Origin of the sequence: Marinicella meishanensis (genome assembly GCF_019931145.1) — a bacterium.
Taxonomy (GTDB): Bacteria; Pseudomonadota; Gammaproteobacteria; order Xanthomonadales; family Marinicellaceae; genus Marinicella; species Marinicella meishanensis.
On the sequence record NZ_JAIOUV010000004.1, the window covers coordinates 341,196 to 358,065 of the forward strand.

The following is a 16,870-nucleotide window of genomic DNA, read 5'->3' on the forward strand; positions in this document are numbered from 1 at the left end:
ATGAAAATTTTGTATGGGGTGCAAGGCACGGGCAATGGTCACATCACCCGGGCTCGGGCCATGGCCCAAGCCTTGGATCGGCACCAATTCGAGGTGGATTACTTGTTTTCGGGCCGCCCCGAAAGCGACTATTTTGACTTGGCCTGTTTCAAACATCGCCGTTACAAGCGGGGACTGACATTCGTCATCTGCGATGGTCAAATCAAGTATTTGAAATCCGCCATGCACAACAACCTGTGGCAATTTCATCGGGACGTCAAAAACCTGGATTTAAGCCCTTATGACGCGGTGCTGTGTGATTTTGAACCGATCACTGCCAGGGCTTGTCGCCGACAAAACAAACCCGCCATCGGCATTGGCCACCAGTATGTGTTCAATCACCATGTGCCGCAACAAAAACCCAATTGGATCACCCGCCAGGTGTACCGCCGTTTCGCCCCGGTAACCGACGGCATCGGCATGCATTGGCATCACTTCCATGCACCCATTTTGCCACCCATGGTGGAACCGGTCACCACCACTGGGGCGAGGGCTGCAGACTTTGTGCTGGTCTATTTGCCGTTTGAAAACCAAAGCCACATACTGCGATTGCTGGCCCGCATAGACCACCAGGAATTTGTGCTTTACACCCCGCAAGCAGTCATTTCACCGGCGCCTCATGTGCGGGTCAAACCGCTGTCCAGGGCTGGTTTTCAAGCGGATTTGTTGCGTTGCTCTGGGGTCATCGCCAATGCCGGGTTCGAGTTGACTTCCGAAGCTTTGAACTTGGGCAAAAGAATCTTGGTCAGGCCCTTGGATCGACAATCCGAACAAATCTCCAACGCCATGGCCTTGGAACAATTGCATTATGGCCATGTCACCCAACACATGAATCAAGCCAGCATCGAGGCCTTTTTAATCAGCCCATTGCGGGTCCAAGTGACTTTTCCCGATGTGGCAGATCACATCACCCGGTGGCTCAAAGCGGGAATGCCCAGCCGTCACAATGACTGGTACCAAGCCTTGTGGCACCAAGTGCGGGTCGATCGTCTGGGCTGAAAATGGCTGCAAGTCAACCCAGAATAGCAGCCAAACATCAAGCCGATTGATCCATCATCGGTGCCGCGTGGTGCTCAATGTATTTGGCCCGTTTGTTGGCTTTCATCTGCGCCAATTCCAACCAAATCAAGCCATCCACACAACCGCTGAAGTCAGGATCCACGGCAAAATTGATGAAGCCGACCCCACCCGGTTCACACAAATCGGTGTATTGTTTGAACAACACCGGCAGTTTCACGCCAGCAGCCTTCATGGCCACCATCAACTGTTTGGTGGCTGGTTTGAGTTCGAGGTTCGGGGCTGACACGGCCATATCGAAGGGGTGATGGGGCTGGGCACTGGGTGCCGATGCCGGCTTGGGAAAGTGGTGTGAATAATGGGCGGCCATTTGCGCCAAAATCGGTGTTGGGTAATTGCCAGGGATCGAGACCGCACCAAACAGGTATTTGATTTCAGGATGCTGATTGAGCACCGCACCGATGCCATACCACAGGTATTCCAATCCCCGCAATCCCCAGTATTTGGGCTGCACAAAACTGCGGCCCAACTCCAGACATTGGTCGGCTATTTCGACCAAGGAATGATCAAAATCATACAGCGTCGAACTGTATATGCCGGCCATGCCTCGTTGGCTGATGATTTCGCCACAAAAGCCCAAGCGATAGGCCCCAACCAACTCCATTTCTTGGTCATTCCACAACAACAGATGCCGGTAATGCACGTCATAAGCATCCAAGTCGCGGCGTTGGCCGGTGCCTTCTTTGACCATGCGGAAGGACAATTCCCGCAAGCGACCAATTTCTTGCATCAGCAAAGAGTCGGGTTGGTAGGGCATTAAGAAGATGCGCATGCCGTCTTGGGTTGAACCCAAGGGTTGCAGTTGCTTGACTTCATGCCACAAGCGCCGGGTTCTGATCGGGTGGGCAATGGTTGGGGTGGTGTTGAATTGGCTCTTTTGTTTGCGCAAGCCAAACAGGTGTTTGCGGAATTTGCGGGCCAAAGCTTTGGGTTTCAAACCCAGGCCCTGCCAATCATTGGGTGCCACCGGATCACCGATGTGGAATTCGATGGTGTTGCTTTTTTGTTTGAACATTTCATTGATCAACAACAAGCTGCTCAACGGTTTGTAGACCATCGAAGCGGCGTAGAATATGGCCGAGTTTCGGCTGTCAATGAACACCGGCATAATCGGCGCCTGATTCTTGTTGGCCAAGCGCACAAAGCCCGATTTCCACGGTCCGTCCTTGACCCCTTTGGGCGTGATTCTGGACACTTCCCCAGCGGGAAAGATGATCACCGCCTGTTCTTGTTGCAACGCCTGATTGATGTTGGCGATGTTTTGTTTGTGCTGGGCTTTTTGACTGATGTTGTCGATCGGTAAAAACAATTCTTTGATCGGCTCAATGCTCGACAACAGTGGTGTGGCGACGATTTTGACATCGGGGCGGATGTCATAAATCATGCGCATCAAGGCCAAACCATCCAATGAACCAATGGGGTGATTGGCCACGATCACCACCCGCCCTTCGGCCGGTATTTTGATCAGGTTTTTGTTCGATACTTTGTAGCCAAAATCAAATTCTTTGAGGATCGCATCCAAGAAAGCGAAGCCGGTCAAATGGCGGTTGTTTTGGATGAACTGATTGATTTCATCGGTGTGCAGCACCCGCTCCAAAAGCTTGAACACTTTCTCAAACTTCATCACTTTGGGGGCCAGTTCCGGGTAATGCTGCAGCAGGCTTTGTTGGATGTCAATCATTGGAATCACGCGGAAAAATTCAAGCATAATCAGGGCAACTTGCCGCAATATGACAATTTCATGAAGGTTTGATGACATTTGCCCACATTGACCATGGCATCCCCCACTGTGCTGGGTATAATGGGGACCTTTCTAAGTTGTGGGACAATCATGGGAAGCTTCATATCTGACATGCTGGGCCGTTCACCGGTCGAGCCTCTTCAAGCACACATCAAAACGGCCTACGACGCCGCAGCGTTGTTACCAGACCTGTTTCAGGCCGCCAACCTCAATGACTGGGTCAAGGTGGATGAGATCACCGAACAAATCAAGCACCTGGAAAACGAAGCCGATGATCAAAAAAATGACATCCGTTCGAATTTACCCAAAAGCCTGTTCATGCCGGTGCCGCGACAGGATCTGTTGGAGCTGGTCCTGGTGCAAGACAAGGTGGCCAACATCAGCAAGCAAATTGCCGGCATGGTGCGCTTGCGCAAACTGCAAATTCCACCCGCCTTGGCCGATGTTTTCATGGGCTTCGTCGAACGCTGTGTTGATGCTGCCAAGAAAGCCAAACAAAGCGTCAATGAGTTGGACGAATTGTATGAAACGGGTTTTCGTGGGGCCGAAGTCAAGGTGGTAGAGAAATTGATTGCCAAGCTGGACAAGATTGAAACCGAAACCGATAACATGCAAACCGACCTGCAAGAAAGCGTGTTCATGATGGAAGCCGAATTACCACCAGTGGAAGCGATGTTTTTGTATAAGGTCATCGACATGGTGGGTGATGTGGCAGACCAGGCCGAACGCATTGGGCGTCGCTTGGAACTGTTGTGGGCTAAATAAACAGGGGGACTTATGGAATTCGAATTATCGTACGGTTTAACTTACCTCATTTTGGCCGCCATTTTTGGTGGTTTCATGGCTTGGGGCATCGGCGCCAATGACGTGGCCAATGCCATGGCCACCTCGGTCGGCTCCAAAGCCATCACCATCAAACAGGCCATCATCATCGCCGCCATTTTTGAATTTGCCGGGGCGGTGCTCGCCGGTGGCGAGGTGACCTCCACCATCCGCAAAGGCATCATCGATGCGTCCTCTGTGGAAGACACTCCAGAGTTGTTGGTCTTTGGCATGTTGGCATCCTTGTTGGCCGCCGGCTGTTGGCTGTTGTTGGCTTCCCGTCGGGGTTGGCCAGTATCCACCACCCACTCGATCGTTGGCGCGGTGGTCGGTTTTGCCGCGGTGGGTATTGGCACCGAAGCAATCAAATGGAGCAAAGTGGGTGACATCGTGATGAGTTGGATCATCACCCCAGTGATCGCTGGCTTCATCGCCTTTTTGATTTTCCAAACCGTGCATCATTTGATCCTAAAACAAAAAGACCCGTTGGCCAAAGCCAAACGCTATGTGCCGGTGTACATGTTCCTGACCGCTTTTGTGTTGACTTTGGTGACCATCAAAAAAGGTTTGAAGCACGTGGGTTTGAACCTGAGCGACGTCCAAGCCTATTCTTATGCGGCTCTGAGCGGCGTGATTGTGGCCTTGATCGGCGCTTACTTCATTTCGCGCATCAAAGTAGACAAGAAAAAAGAAAAAGACTTTCACTTTTACACCGTGGAAAAAGTGTTTGCCGTGCTGATGGTGATCACCGCTTCGGGCTTGGCTTTTGCCCACGGTTCGAATGACGTGGCCAATGCCGTGGGACCGGTGGCCGCCATTGTTTCGACGGCCCAAACCGGGGTGGTGGCCGCCAAATCTGGCATCCAAACCTGGGTCTTGTTGTTGGGTGGCATCGGCATTGTGATCGGCCTGGCCACGTTCGGTGTGCGCGTGATCCGCACCGTCGGTCAAAAAATCACCCACCTCACGCCATCTCGCGGTTTCGCCGCCGAATTGGCTGCCTCGACCACCATTGTGGTGGCCTCTGGTACCGGCATGCCCATTTCCACCACGCAAACCTTGGTCGGAGCGGTGCTGGGTGTCGGCATGGCCCGTGGCATCAGTGCCATCGACCTGAAAGTGGTGCGCAACATCTTTGCTTCCTGGGTGGTGACCATTCCCGCCGGGGCCAGTTTGTCGATTGTGTTCTTCTTCATCCTCAAAGCCATTTTTGGTTGATCAACACAAGCCGTCACGAAAACCCAAGACCGGCTCAACAGCCGGTCTTTTTTGTGGGACAATGGGGCCATGAAAACCGATCCTGTCAGCATCACCCGGCTTTATTTTGAATGTGCCAACCTAGCGGATTTCACCGCCATTGAACGCATGTTGCATGCCGAAGCCACCTACTCATCGGCCCACACCGGTTTGTATTTTGGGGTCAAGGACATCATGCGCATGATGCGGGGATTCTTCGCCAACCACCAATCCCTGGTGTGGCACATCGACGATTGTCAATTGACTTCACCCCACATCACCGAAGTGACCTTCACGTGCCTCGCGGTTGATCAACAAGGCCAGCAAGTGGTCCGCAACGGCACCGAACGGTTGGTGGTGGTTGATGGCTTGATTCGCCACATTGAAGTGCGCTGACTATTGGGGGTCTTGAGCATTGACCGAAACGGCACCCCCGGCATCGTCGTCGAGCATGAATCGCCCGGCCAAACCGATCACCATGATGCCGCCATCGCCGTCATCGATGCGCAGGTCTCCTGACACACGAATGCTCACCAGACACCCCGATGACCATCAGGGAGCCCTGGCCAGCAATGATGTGCGCTTGCGACAGATGGGCAGCCTGTAGACTCAGGGTTTATTCATATTTCAATGGCTCTCTGGAAGCCACTGAGACCCACAACAAGCACATCGTTTTCATCATCATAACCGTGGCCTTGGAAAAAAGTCCCAGCATATATCCGTGCCACCAAAAAGGGCGTGAAAATCACGCCCTCAGGTTGTTGGTCTATGGCCTGGCTCGGGGCTTATCTTTTGCCCCATTTTTCGCCGTTGACCCGGATTGAGCCGGAACCGTCATCGATCAAGCGGAAGTCGCCAACCAATTCCTTGACCACCACGTCGCCAGAGCCGTCATCAACGGTGAAATCGCCGCCGATCACTTTGGCCGTGATGCCGCCGGAACCGTCTTCGACTTTCACCGAACCGGTGATGTTTTTCATCTCCACCGAGCCTGAACCATCATCGATGTCGACATCGCCTTGGACGTTGTTGATCGATATCGAACCCGAGCCGTCATCAATCCACAAATCATTGCCGATATCACTGACCTTGATGCTGCCAGAGCCGTCATCGATTTTCACGGTGCCATCGATGCGTTCAATGCTGATCGAGCCTGAACTGTCATCCACCACCACATCAAAGCCGCGCGGCACGGTCACAGTTAAGTTGATGGCGATGTTCTTGGACTTGCCCCAATTCATGCTTTTGTTGGACTTGGCATACAACATGGCATATTCGCTTTCACGCTCCAGGCGAAAATCCATTTTGCTGTCAAACGCCGCCATCAAGTCATCCAAGCTGTTGAAGTCTTTGGAGACGATGGTGGCCTCGACGTTGATTTCATTGTCATCGGTGCCAATGATGTCCAGGGAGCCGGCTCCGACGTCAAATTCGACGGCGCTCAGGCGATCGGCTGACAGGTTCAAGGAACGGTCAAATTCTAATTTTTCACCGGCCAATGCTGCCACGGTGACCAGGCTGATGGCGCCGGCCAATGCAATTTTTTTCATGTGTCTTTCCTCTGTTTGTTGCTGGTATCAGTATCGTTAACGGACCAGATCCCACAAAGTTACAGCGAATCTGTCAGACCCAGTCTGTCGGCTTAAAAATGGTCGGTCATGTATTCTTGCAAGCGCTCACCTTTGGTGAACTCTCGATAGGTCATGCCCTGTTGTTTCAAAGCCATCAATAAATTGATTTCGACGTCTTCGGTGGCATCCGGATCATAGTAAATGACCATCAAACAACTGCCCGGTTTGCCGGTTTTGACCGACTTGATCCAATCAATTTGACCGATGGCGGCGACTTGTTCTGCGGTGGGATGATCGGCCAGTTTCACCGTCAGGGCTTCCTGTTTGACCACGATTTGATCCAAGGCATGGTGCGCATGCAACTGGCCTTGGTGCAAGATGATCACCTCCTGACACAAATCCTCGATCACCGACAAGTTGTGCGAACTGATGATGATGGTGGCTTGGTTTTGCAGGTTTTTGATCACCGCTTTGATTGAATCGGTGGTGCTGGGATCCAAACCCGCCGTGGGTTCATCCAGCATGATCAATTCCGGTTCACCGATCAACGCTTGGGCAATGGCACACCGTTTCAACATGCCATGACTGAGGTGTTCTGGTAATTTATTTTGGGCCGGTCGCAAATCCACCAAATCCAGCACCCGCAGTGACTCCTGATGGGCTTCGGCTGGGGCAAAGCCTTGCAGCTCAGCCAACATGGCCAATTGTTTTTTGATCGACAATGATTTCAAAAACCGCGCGTCTTGCGGCAGGATGGAAACCCGACCTTTCAACGCCACGTCATTGGCCGGGTGGCCCAACACCCTGACTTGGCCGGTGGTGGGGTGAATGAAGTCACAAATCAATGACATCAAAGTGGTTTTGCCGGCGCCATTGGGACCGATCAAACCAGTGGTGATGTTGGCTTTGACCTCCAAGGTCACGTCTTTTAAAGCGTACTGTTGGCCGTATTGTTTGCTCAGGTTGTTGACCGAAATCGCGCTGCTCATCAAATGTCCCTCCGAGAAAACATCAGCCAGCCCAGCCAGCCATAAATCACCACATAGACAGCTGCCACCAGCAGCGATTTCAGCCACTGGCCCAGATCCATCAACAAGATCCAGGGTTTGATGGTGTTGGGCAGAATCCAACCGACCAATTCAGCCGCACCGTCATAGCGAATACCGACGATGCCAATGATGATCACCACCAACAGATAAGCCCCCATGCCCAACAAGGCCGACAAGCCTGCGGAGCCGACCAGGGCCGAACACAACGACATGAAAGCGATGAATGGCAACACGTAAACCATCATTGAAATGACCACCCAAAACCATTCAACCATGATCTCAGCCAAGTTGGCGCCGTTGAACAACACCACCCACAAGGCCGCCACCAGACTGACGGTGATGTACGCCGCCCACACCAACAACACACAACCCAGGAAACGACCCAGATAGATTTCGGTGCGTTGACAGCGGGGCAACAAGAAGCGCAGATACTTACTGCCGATGTCATTGGCCGTTTGGTCACTGGCAGCCAACAGCACAAACATCGGTGCGGTGTTGATGGCCACCAAGAAAAACAAAGAGAATGCCGGGTGTCGATCGATGAACAAGGCTTGGGCGGTTTTCGGATCAAACAGCCACGACAAGAGCACGGTGCTCTCTGGGTTGCGCAACCACTGGGTGTCAATCTGGCCAAACTTGGAAAACACCCAAAACCAGAACACCGAAAAAAACACCAAAAAAAGCACCCCGCGAGCACTGCGCAAAGCGTAGTGCAAATCCTGTGCCACCAATCGTTTGATCATGTGTGTACGCATTCAAGACACCCAAAAAGAGAAGCAACCGATTCGGTTGCTTCTGGTTAGTTGATAATGGTTTGGCTTATTCGACCGGAGCCGCGTCGGGCTGACCCATGGATTTGGCACAGATGATGGCCAAAATACCACCCACCAAACCAATCAGGTTGGTGATGCCGAAGGTCGTAATGAGTATCCCTATGACTTCGGCCACGATGGCCATGCCACCTGCCACCATGATGAATTGGGCCTTTTTGTTGGTGAACAGGAACACCGCACCCGCAATCAAAATACCCACACTCACCAACAGGAACACACCAAATGCCATGAAGCCCATACCAGCGCCGCCCACTTCGTCTTGAACACGCTCCATTTCGGCTTTCTCGGCTTCAGTCATTTGTTCTTGCATCACCGCTGAGTCCATCGCCGAACTCAATCCAGATGTGGCTGCGCCACCACCCAGATAAGCCAAACCGGCAAACAGATTGAACACGGCTGCAATGATTAAAATCACGCCTGCTGCTACTTTCATTTTTTCTTCTCCCAAATTAATTATTATTGATCAAACCCAATCGCGTCAAACACATAGATCCTGAACACACACCGGGCCTGTGACCATAGATTCTATCACAGCTATCGAGTGGCTGCGGCAAACAAATTTAACCTAAATTTAATGACTCTTTGGTTAAAACCGCTGACTGATGTGGCATCAATGTGGGTTTAATCAAACGCATGGGCAAAAATCAAATCGGTGTAATTGTCCGCCCAGTGCCGCAACAAATCGCGAAACGCTTCGGCTTTGATGATGGATGGTAAATTTCCGGCCTGGTCCACTTGATTGACCCCGTGACAACCGCCACAGGCCCGAATTTCACCGGGTTGAAAGGTGATCCAATAGCGTTCCCGCACCACCGGCTCACCGGTAGGTGACAAAGACTGCCAGCTCATGGCCCGACCGGCCGGCACAAAAGCCGCCACCGAACCATCCGGGTAAATCTCGGTGCTGCCTGGGGGGGCACCGACCAGTGGCAGGTTCTGGGTGGTGGCGTTGGCACTGTGCAGGTATTGGGCAATCACCCGTTGGCCAGGATCGGGGTTGGTGACCCCGCCATAACCACGCACTTGATCGCCTTGAAAAAATTGCATGTGCGACATTTCATACAAGGTGCCAGGACTGCCAATGGTTTGGTGCGGGCTGCCGGCCACTTTGAGGTTGTAAGGTTGTTGTAAATCCAATTCATCGCGGGTGGTCACGTCCCGCATCACCACCACCGCCAATTGGTAATTGCGCAAAAAGGCTTTGAACGCATTGACGTCGACACTTTCTTCGGCAAACACCTGGGCTTCCGGATCCAACAACACTTCTTGGGTCATGGGTGGTACCGTGCGCGACACCACTTCCACCGGCGACATCTCCCACAAAGGGCCGGTGTAACTGACCAACACATCGGGATCATAGTATGAAATGGTCACATTGCCCAAGCTGGTCAGGCGGTCGCTGGGCACCCAGTCATTGTTGCCATTGGGGGTCACTGACTTGATGGTGAAATCATAGCGGGGTTGGGGGTTTGCTCGGGTGCCGTCATTCCCCGCCCGGCGGGTTTCGGCGGTGTGCACCGCCAACAGCTGACCGTCGTTGAGGGTCACCGGATCGCGGAAGAAACCCACATGTTCAGGCGGTGGGGTGTCGCCATCATCGACCACGTTGCGGGTGCTTTCATGGCTCAGGTAATCCACTTGCACCAAGGAAGGGTCAGCCCCCAAGGGCAAATCAAAGGCAATCAATTGCCCCGCAGAGTGGGTGGCAAACTCCGGCGCATCGACTCCCACAAAGCGCCCGGTGTTGTTGGGGTCTTCGTCCATTTGAAACACGTTCAAGATGCTGTTTTGGTTGGGTCGTGGACTGACCCCGGCAATGAACTCAATCAAGTTGGGGTCGTCGTTCAATGAACGATTGAAATAGCTGTGAAACTCATGCCGACCCACGTGATTCAGGGTTTCTTCTTCGGTGCCGTCCTGATTCAATTGCCAAGGGAAAAAATGATTGATCCGATGCCCTTCCAAATTGGTGCCTTGCAACAGATCCAATTCAGCTGGCCGGGGTTCTGGAAACACCTCAGCCACGGTATCAATGCGCACCGCGGAAGCCCCTTCCCGGCTGTAATTGAATGCGCCATTGACATTGGTGGGTGAGGCTTGTTGATCCCGTTGCAGGTGATCCCAACGGGTGAACACCAGGCGACCGACTTGGTCAATGAAGGGGCTGAATGAGCCCGATGGTGAGTGCTGCATCAAACTGACTTGGCCGTCCTTCAGTTTCCACAAGCCGGTGTTGGTGGGGGTGGACTCGTACTCATCATATTGGGGATAATTGAAGCGGTCTTGGCTGCGAGGCATGTCTGAAGTGAAGATGATCGCATCATCCGACCCATAGATTGGTGTGATGTTGTTGTAATCATTGGGCTGGCCGGGCACCAGACTGATTTGCACCGTTTGGCCTTGGCCCAAGCCGCTGACTTCATAGATTTGCCAATAATAGTCATTGTATTGGAACTGCTCCGGCGCCCCAATGACCATGCTGAACAAAGCTTTTTGACCACCCCAGTGCACGTGTGGATCACGCACAGCAATGGCATTTTCATCCTGCAAACCCACCACCCCATAGCCGGCTTCTTGGGTCAGGTTGCGCAGACTGCCATCGGGATAGCGGATGTACAGATCACCGCCGCGACCGGCGCTTTGCATGCTGCCTGAATGGTTGGCAAAAGTCGAGCCAATGGTGGCAAAATCTGCCGCAATGGGAAATTGTGTGACAAACATCACGGGGTTGCTGATCGACACCGAGCCAGCCAAACTGACGCCCGAGCAAACACACAACAACAGTCCAAATAATGAATTTTTCATGGCACCCACACCTGATCCAAAGAACAACCATTGTAGGGCAAGACAGCGAAGCAAGGCGTGATCCATTGCTCAATCTACAAAATACCCAGTCATTTGGGTGTTTTGACGGTTTTTTATCACCGCTGGTGTATGCTGACGGTATTTATTGTGGAGCCTTGATCATGCAACCCGGTTTGGCCACCGCCCAGGTGCAATGCCCCCATTGTTGGGAATCATTCACCACCACCATCGACTGCAGTGTCGATGAACAGACCTATGTGGAAGACTGTTACGTGTGTTGCCACCCCATCGTGTTTCAGGTCAACGCCGCTGAGGGTAAACTGCTGTCAGTGATCACCACAGCCGAGTGATCGAAATTTACAGCGGACACAAAAAAGCCTTGGCATCCAGACCAAGGCTTTTTTGTTTTCAGCGCAACCAGGCAACCTGGTTGCGATTGGCTCACTCGAAGCCGTCTTTGAAGATCACGTCGTTGATACAACCTTGTACCGAGACGTCATCAATGTACCAACCTTCATCGCCCACCGCACTGTCGGTGCCGAGGCGGAATCGGAATTGAGCGGTTTGCCCAGCATAAGCATCCAGGTCAACCACCGCCACCACTTCCTGGTCGCCAGAAGCAGGCACGGCATCGTCGGCACACCAAGCTTCCATGCCGGTGATGGCATTGGCGGGATTGGAGGTCACCAAGCCATTGTAAGGATCGGTCAACATCTTGGTGTTGTCAATCGGCACGTAGTTGTTGCCACCATCGGTGGAAATCTCCAACAGGCCAGCATCCCAACAGGCATCGCTGCCGGTGCCATTGAAGGCCTCCATGTTTTGGAAGTTCCAGAAGGACAAGGTGATGGGCGATTGATCAATGGTCGGGATGTTGATGCTCGGCGAGGTCAAGTACTGGTCCGAAGAGCTGGCCACATCGGTGGCTTTGAATGAAGTCACACCCGAATTGAAACGCACCCCAGATTGGGTCCAAGTGCTGCCGGTACCGGACACAGTCCAGTCACTGACGTCACCTTCCATGTCATCGGCAAACGCGGTGTTGGTGGCAAAGGAATCGGCACAGACACCCGGTTCACCGGTGGTGAAACTGAAGGTGGCAGATGGCACGCTGTTGTCGCAGTTGTTTTGTGAGATCACCCGCCAATAATATTGGGTGTTGGATGCCAAAGAGGCCACCATGGCGTATGAGGTGGTGCCCGCTGTGCCGGTTTCAATGATGTTGGTGAACCCGGCATCGGTGGCCACTTCGATGCGATAGGACAAGGCATCACTGACCGCATTCCATTCAAACACCGGTCTGACACTGGTGCCCACTGCTGCATCGGCTGGCAAGCTCAAAGTGGCTGCCACCGGCGTGTCGATCGACACCTGCAAGTTCAAATCCAAAGAGCGGGACAAGTTGGGTGCCACCGAATCACCCAAAATGGACACCGCAAGCTCACTCACTCCGGCCTGATCCAAATCATTGAACGTGGCTGTGGTGGTGCTGGGGAAGCTGTTGACCGCGATGTTGGAAAATGACACCGAAGAGCCACCTGGCATGGTTGATGAAGACATGTTCACGGTGCCAGTAAAACCGCCCAGGGCATACAAATCCACATCCAAAGTCACCGCACCATCGGCCAAACACACCGCCAGGTCGGTGGAATCTTCAGTTTCCACATAAAACTCAGGATTGCCACATTCGGGGAAGGTGAAAGAACAAATGCGGTTTTCCCAATCAACCGCCCCGGTGTTGGCAACGTATTCCACCGTCATCCAGAAGGTACATTGGTCCACCGGATCCACACTCATTGAGGAGTAATCACCCCAACGGCCGGCACGACCGGAACTGTCAACAAAGGTCTGCACCCCAGTGCCCACCACGCACGAGGCTTCAGAACGCATTTGGCCCGTGGGGTCATCACCGGTGCGGCCGGTGTAGCGCACCGAGGGGAAGGTGGTTAAGCTGGACACCGAATAGGCCAAGCCCAGGTTGCGGTTTTGGTCGATCGAGATGGCGCCCATCCAACGGTAATCGTCATCGGGTGAAAACAAGCCTTCGTCGCGGATTTTGACTGAGAAATTATCCGCTGGCGAGCCGCCCAAGCCATCATAGCGCATGCTGAAGTTGACCCATTTAACCCCGGCGATGCCGTCACCGGCATCGGCCACGTGATTGATCGCCATGTCAATGGGCAAACCCGAAGCCGACGGATAGGCCCGGGCACTGGCGCGGTACATGGTGCGGCCACTGAAGTTGTCCAGGTTGGCACCGCTGGGGGCCGGGGCCGGTTGTGGTACGGTGTTCACCCCAGCACTGTAAATGTCACCGGCAGACAGGATGGTCGCTGCACTGATGGTGGAATTGGCTGGCGTGGTCCAATCCACACACAGGTTCCAAAACAAGTAAGCATCCAAGTCAGCCCGCGTGTGCACAAACGGGGCACAGGTGTCACCGGCTGGCAACACGTCACCCTCCAGATGGGCGGGCAGAGCCCCATAAGCATGGGAGCCACCGCCTTGGACATTCTCAAAGCGCACGAACTCGGCTGGGTTTCCGGCGATCATTTCATCCCGCTCGACCACCGAGAAAGAAGCACCCAAAAAGGTGCTGGGCAGTTGGAAGTCATGGGTCACGAAGTAGTAACCACTGCGGCTGCCATTTTCATCGGTCCAAATGCCGATGTGGGGGTAGTCATTGAAGACCCCGGGGAACTCAAATTGATAGCGGTTGAAGGTGACCGCTGGATCGGTGATGTCGGCCCGATCAGACACCGCAAAACATTGCGAACCGTTGGGATTGGAGCCAGATATGAATTGGCTGAAAACCCACACCTGGGCGGTTTTGTCGAACAACACAATGGGGTCACCGGCATTGTTGGTCTCACACGGACCGCCAAATCCAGCCCAGAAGGTGTTGCCTTCTTGCACCGTACCCACCAGATTTCCGGTGGCTTTTTCATAGATGGCCCAATCGGTGTTGATGTATTGCACATAATGGGTGGTGCCCACATCGCCATTGGTGTCGGGTGGTAAACCACCGCCCGGGGCATCACTTTGGCCGATGCCATCGAACGAAATGCCCACCGCGGGTACGTTGTTGATGCCGCGAAAATCCTGCACGCCCTCTGATCCTTTGAGCATGTCTGCCTGTTGGATTTTGGTGGGGTGCTCAGTGAAATTGGGGTACACATAATCGGCTGGCTTGAGGTTTTGGTTGACCAGCTCGGTGTTTTCTTGGGTCAGGCGGATCAGTTCCGGCAAAGGGGCAGATTTGTCATGCCGCACCGCGCGGCCGTGCTGCAGCACCGGGGCCGAGACCGATTGTTCATTTTTGGCGGAGACTTCCTGGGTTGGCGCCGCCAACAAGGCAGCCACGATGCCTGTCATCAAAGTTTTTTTCTTCATAATTTTCCCATCTTTTTTGGTGATTTATTGTGTCTTTTGTTTGGACCGCTGTTCTTGGTACAAACGCTTCAGGTAGTTGTTCAGCACTTGCCGATTGTGGGCCCCCAAAAGGCCCTGGGTCAAGCCCGCTTCAACGGCGTCGATGGCTTGGTCCAAATCTTGTTCGCGCAGGGCGCCGATGGCCGCCTCGGCCAGACCGGTGTGGGTGCCAGTGACCCATCGCGCGAGATTCACTGGAAACGCCTCGGTGGCACAATGCTTGAGGTGATCCAGCAACTGGCTCAAGTAGCTGGCGTCTTGCCCCTGTTGATCGACTTGCGTGCTGGCCAGATTCAGGGTGTCACTGGCCATCCGACAAAACCAATCGCTGCGCAATTGTTGCTCATTCAAACCGCCAAAGGCCAGGATGAATTGTTTGCTGGACCATTGGGTGTTCGGATCGGTGATCAAAGCTTTGAGTTGTTGTTGCACCGCTGCTTGTTCGAAGTGGGCGCGGCGGGTGACCAGCTCCACCACAAAAAAATGTTTGGCCTGAGGGTCATCGCTGGACAAGCCAGCCTGGATGAGCTCGAGCACTTCAGGTCCGCTGGCCAAAGACTGCGCCTCTGGCATGGCCAGCAGCGCTTCCAGCTGGGGATTGCTGGCCCACAATGCCGGTTCAGCACCGGGTAAATTCATCAACACCGGCCCACCGGGTCTGGGTCTGACCTCTTTGCTGAAACGGTCGGTTTGCCAGGCCATGTAGCCGACCACATAATTTTGCTGGCTTTGCAGGGCTTGGGCCAACTCAGGCGACGCCATGATTTTGACTGCTGCCGCTGCTTCATTGTGCAGGTCTTGGATGCGTTTGAAATGCAGTTGACCTTGGTCATCGACTGTGACCAATTGCAGCACGGCGATGTTGGAAATGGTGGATTTCAGTTTGATGCTGGGTGGTCCCACCGTGGGTCGGGACCAGGCCACACCCAACCACAAGCTCAAGGTCAAGCAGACCAGCAGCAGATGGCATCGACTGTTCGATTGGGTGTTGTTCAACGCTTCAGAGGATAAGGGATGCCCTTTTATACTTGAGAAGGGCGGGAGACTCAACAAAAATTTCTAAAAACCCGGCTGATTGGGCTTCAGTCCTTGTTTGCGGGTGCTTTGGCCGGGTTTTTTTTGAGGCGGCCTGAGCGCCACAGGGCTTCGCGTAAGAGGAACTCCATTTGGGCATTGACACTGCGCAAATCATCGGCAGCCCATTGCTGGACTGCCGATAAAATGTCTTCATTGACGCGCAATGGGAAAGACTTCTTTTTGGCCATGGCTCAATACAAGCTGCCTGAGTTCACCACTGGCTGCGCATTCTCTTCTCCACACAGCACCACCAATAGGTTGCTGACCATAGCGGCTTTGCGCTCATCGTCCAGTTCAATGATGGACTTGGCACTCAATTGCTCCAAGGCAATCTCAACCATGCCCACAGCCCCCTCAACAATCTGGGTCCTGGCCGCCACAATCGCTTGGGCTTGTTGGCGTTTCAACATCGCCGCGGCAATTTCCTGGGCGTAAGCCAAATGCGAAATCCTGGCTTCGATCACCTGCACCCCGGCTTTGTTCAAGCGATCCTGCACTTCCTTTTGCAGCAAGTTGGCAATTTCCTGGGGATCTGAACGCAGGGTGATCTTCTCATCGTTGTGCGACTCATAAGGGTGTGCAGTGGCCAGGTTCCGCAGCGCCGCTTCGGTTTGGATGTGCACAAAAGACTCGTAGTCATCCACTTCAAAAATGGCTTCAGCCGTGTCCACCACTTTCCACACCACCACCGTGGCGATCTCAATGGGATTACCGGCGCTGTCGTTGACTTTCAGTTTGCCACTTTCAAAGTTGCGCACCCGCAGCGAGACCGCCTTCTTGCCGTAAAAAGGATTGGCCCAGCGCAAACCCGGGGCATTGACCGTGCCCACATATTCGCCAAACAGCTGCAACACTTTGGACTCATTGGGGTTGACCATGAACAAGCCCACCAACAACACAATGATCACCGGGATGGCAATGATCCCCACCACCAACATCCAGGTGATTTGGTTTTGTCCGGCATGCACCAGCATAAACACATTGGCCACCAACAGGGCCAAAAACAGCAACAACATGGGGATGCCATTCATTGCTTTGATTTTTTTCTCATTGATCATACATTTTCTCCGTTTGATATCACAATGATATCATTATGTATCAATTTTGTCAGGTCCAACAGTGCTGGAAGTCACAGCTGACACAATGATGGGATGGTGCAGTGGGGAATTTGGCCGCTGCCGGCCACTC

The 16,870-nt window shown here is 53.4% G+C and carries 16 protein-coding genes; 5 read left to right on the forward strand and 11 right to left on the reverse strand.

Annotated features, from left to right (window positions below; genetic code table 11):
* A complete protein-coding gene (locus tag K7G70_RS08790; RefSeq protein WP_223788252.1) occupies positions 1–1,038 on the forward strand; it encodes an MJ1255/VC2487 family glycosyltransferase in 1,038 nt (345 codons plus the stop codon).
* 37 nt (positions 1,039–1,075) lie between these two features.
* On the opposite strand, the gene olsF is transcribed toward K7G70_RS08790, so the two are convergent.
* Positions 1,076–2,824 (reverse strand): bifunctional ornithine lipid synthase OlsF, encoded by a 1,749-nt coding sequence (gene olsF / locus K7G70_RS08795; RefSeq protein ID WP_223788253.1) that lies wholly within the window; start codon positions 2,822–2,824, stop codon positions 1,076–1,078.
* Between the two features lie 123 nt (positions 2,825–2,947).
* Between olsF and K7G70_RS08800 the strand changes: the two genes are divergently transcribed.
* The 3 genes from K7G70_RS08800 (at position 2,948) to K7G70_RS08810 (ending at position 5,311) form a co-directional block, all read left to right on the forward strand.
* Positions 2,948–3,622: a TIGR00153 family protein gene (locus tag K7G70_RS08800; protein WP_223788254.1), complete on the forward strand. Its 675-nt coding sequence runs from the start codon at positions 2,948–2,950 to the stop codon at positions 3,620–3,622.
* A gap of 12 nt (positions 3,623–3,634) precedes the next feature.
* Positions 3,635–4,897 carry an inorganic phosphate transporter gene (locus K7G70_RS08805; RefSeq protein ID WP_223788255.1) on the forward strand — a complete coding sequence of 421 codons (1,263 nt, stop codon included), beginning with the start codon at positions 3,635–3,637 and terminating at the stop codon, positions 4,895–4,897.
* A 69-nt stretch (positions 4,898–4,966) separates the two neighbouring features.
* Complete coding sequence (locus K7G70_RS08810) at positions 4,967–5,311, forward strand: nuclear transport factor 2 family protein (protein WP_223788256.1); 345 nt, start codon at positions 4,967–4,969, stop codon at positions 5,309–5,311.
* On the opposite strand, the gene K7G70_RS08815 is transcribed toward K7G70_RS08810, so the two are convergent.
* The 6 genes from K7G70_RS08815 to K7G70_RS08840 form a co-directional block, all read right to left on the reverse strand.
* Entirely contained in the window at positions 5,312–5,449 is a 138-nt protein-coding gene (locus K7G70_RS08815) for a hypothetical protein (protein WP_223788257.1), read from the reverse strand.
* Between the two features lie 251 nt (positions 5,450–5,700).
* The gene (locus K7G70_RS08820) at positions 5,701–6,465 is read right to left on the reverse strand and encodes a DUF4097 family beta strand repeat-containing protein (protein ID WP_223788258.1); all 765 of its coding nucleotides are present in this window, start codon (positions 6,463–6,465) and stop codon (positions 5,701–5,703) included.
* A 92-nt stretch (positions 6,466–6,557) separates the two neighbouring features.
* Positions 6,558–7,475: an ABC transporter ATP-binding protein gene (locus K7G70_RS08825; protein WP_223788259.1), complete on the reverse strand. Its 918-nt coding sequence runs from the start codon at positions 7,473–7,475 to the stop codon at positions 6,558–6,560.
* Positions 7,475–8,290: an ABC transporter permease gene (locus tag K7G70_RS08830; RefSeq protein ID WP_223788260.1), complete on the reverse strand. Its 816-nt coding sequence runs from the start codon at positions 8,288–8,290 to the stop codon at positions 7,475–7,477. The genes K7G70_RS08825 and K7G70_RS08830 overlap by 1 nt, the downstream gene beginning before the upstream one ends.
* A gap of 64 nt (positions 8,291–8,354) precedes the next feature.
* Positions 8,355–8,801 carry a hypothetical protein gene (locus K7G70_RS08835; RefSeq protein ID WP_223788261.1) on the reverse strand — a complete coding sequence of 149 codons (447 nt, stop codon included), beginning with the start codon at positions 8,799–8,801 and terminating at the stop codon, positions 8,355–8,357.
* 188 nt (positions 8,802–8,989) lie between these two features.
* A complete protein-coding gene (locus K7G70_RS08840) occupies positions 8,990–11,173 on the reverse strand; it encodes an HzsA-related protein (protein WP_223788262.1) in 2,184 nt (727 codons plus the stop codon).
* 161 nt (positions 11,174–11,334) lie between these two features.
* Between K7G70_RS08840 and K7G70_RS08845 the strand changes: the two genes are divergently transcribed.
* Complete coding sequence (locus K7G70_RS08845) at positions 11,335–11,523, forward strand: CPXCG motif-containing cysteine-rich protein (protein ID WP_223788263.1); 189 nt, start codon at positions 11,335–11,337, stop codon at positions 11,521–11,523.
* Between the two features lie 91 nt (positions 11,524–11,614).
* Here K7G70_RS08845 and K7G70_RS08850 read toward each other — a convergent pair whose 3' ends face one another.
* The 4 genes from K7G70_RS08850 to K7G70_RS08865 all read right to left on the reverse strand — a co-directional run bounded on the left by K7G70_RS08850 (position 11,615) and on the right by K7G70_RS08865 (position 16,737).
* Positions 11,615–14,566: a fibronectin type III domain-containing protein gene (locus tag K7G70_RS08850; protein ID WP_223788264.1), complete on the reverse strand. Its 2,952-nt coding sequence runs from the start codon at positions 14,564–14,566 to the stop codon at positions 11,615–11,617.
* Between the two features lie 24 nt (positions 14,567–14,590).
* Positions 14,591–15,553, reverse strand: coding sequence for a hypothetical protein (locus K7G70_RS08855; protein WP_223788265.1), 963 nt, complete (start codon positions 15,551–15,553; stop codon positions 14,591–14,593).
* A 134-nt stretch (positions 15,554–15,687) separates the two neighbouring features.
* Entirely contained in the window at positions 15,688–15,870 is a 183-nt protein-coding gene (locus K7G70_RS08860; protein WP_223788266.1) for a type II toxin-antitoxin system antitoxin, read from the reverse strand.
* Between the two features lie 3 nt (positions 15,871–15,873).
* Complete coding sequence (locus tag K7G70_RS08865; RefSeq protein ID WP_488801377.1) at positions 15,874–16,737, reverse strand: SPFH domain-containing protein; 864 nt, start codon at positions 16,735–16,737, stop codon at positions 15,874–15,876.
* Between the last annotated feature and the right edge of the window lie 133 nt (positions 16,738–16,870).

Coding starts and splice junctions, on each gene's coding strand:
- K7G70_RS08810 (WP_223788256.1), top strand. CDS start 4,967: ATGAAAACCGATCCTGTCAGCATCACCCGGCTTTATTTTGAATGTGCC.
- K7G70_RS08850 (WP_223788264.1), bottom strand. CDS start 14,566: ATGAAGAAAAAAACTTTGATGACAGGCATCGTGGCTGCCTTGTTGGCG.
- K7G70_RS08790 (WP_223788252.1), top strand. CDS start 1: ATGAAAATTTTGTATGGGGTGCAAGGCACGGGCAATGGTCACATCACC.
- K7G70_RS08860 (WP_223788266.1), bottom strand. CDS start 15,870: ATGGCCAAAAAGAAGTCTTTCCCATTGCGCGTCAATGAAGACATTTTA.
- K7G70_RS08805 (WP_223788255.1), top strand. CDS start 3,635: ATGGAATTCGAATTATCGTACGGTTTAACTTACCTCATTTTGGCCGCC.
- K7G70_RS08820 (WP_223788258.1), bottom strand. CDS start 6,465: ATGAAAAAAATTGCATTGGCCGGCGCCATCAGCCTGGTCACCGTGGCA.
- K7G70_RS08825 (WP_223788259.1), bottom strand. CDS start 7,475: ATGAGCAGCGCGATTTCGGTCAACAACCTGAGCAAACAATACGGCCAA.
- olsF (WP_223788253.1), bottom strand. CDS start 2,824: ATGCTTGAATTTTTCCGCGTGATTCCAATGATTGACATCCAACAAAGC.
- K7G70_RS08845 (WP_223788263.1), top strand. CDS start 11,335: ATGCAACCCGGTTTGGCCACCGCCCAGGTGCAATGCCCCCATTGTTGG.
- K7G70_RS08840 (WP_223788262.1), bottom strand. CDS start 11,173: ATGAAAAATTCATTATTTGGACTGTTGTTGTGTGTTTGCTCGGGCGTC.
- K7G70_RS08800 (WP_223788254.1), top strand. CDS start 2,948: ATGGGAAGCTTCATATCTGACATGCTGGGCCGTTCACCGGTCGAGCCT.
- K7G70_RS08835 (WP_223788261.1), bottom strand. CDS start 8,801: ATGAAAGTAGCAGCAGGCGTGATTTTAATCATTGCAGCCGTGTTCAAT.
- K7G70_RS08830 (WP_223788260.1), bottom strand. CDS start 8,290: ATGCGTACACACATGATCAAACGATTGGTGGCACAGGATTTGCACTAC.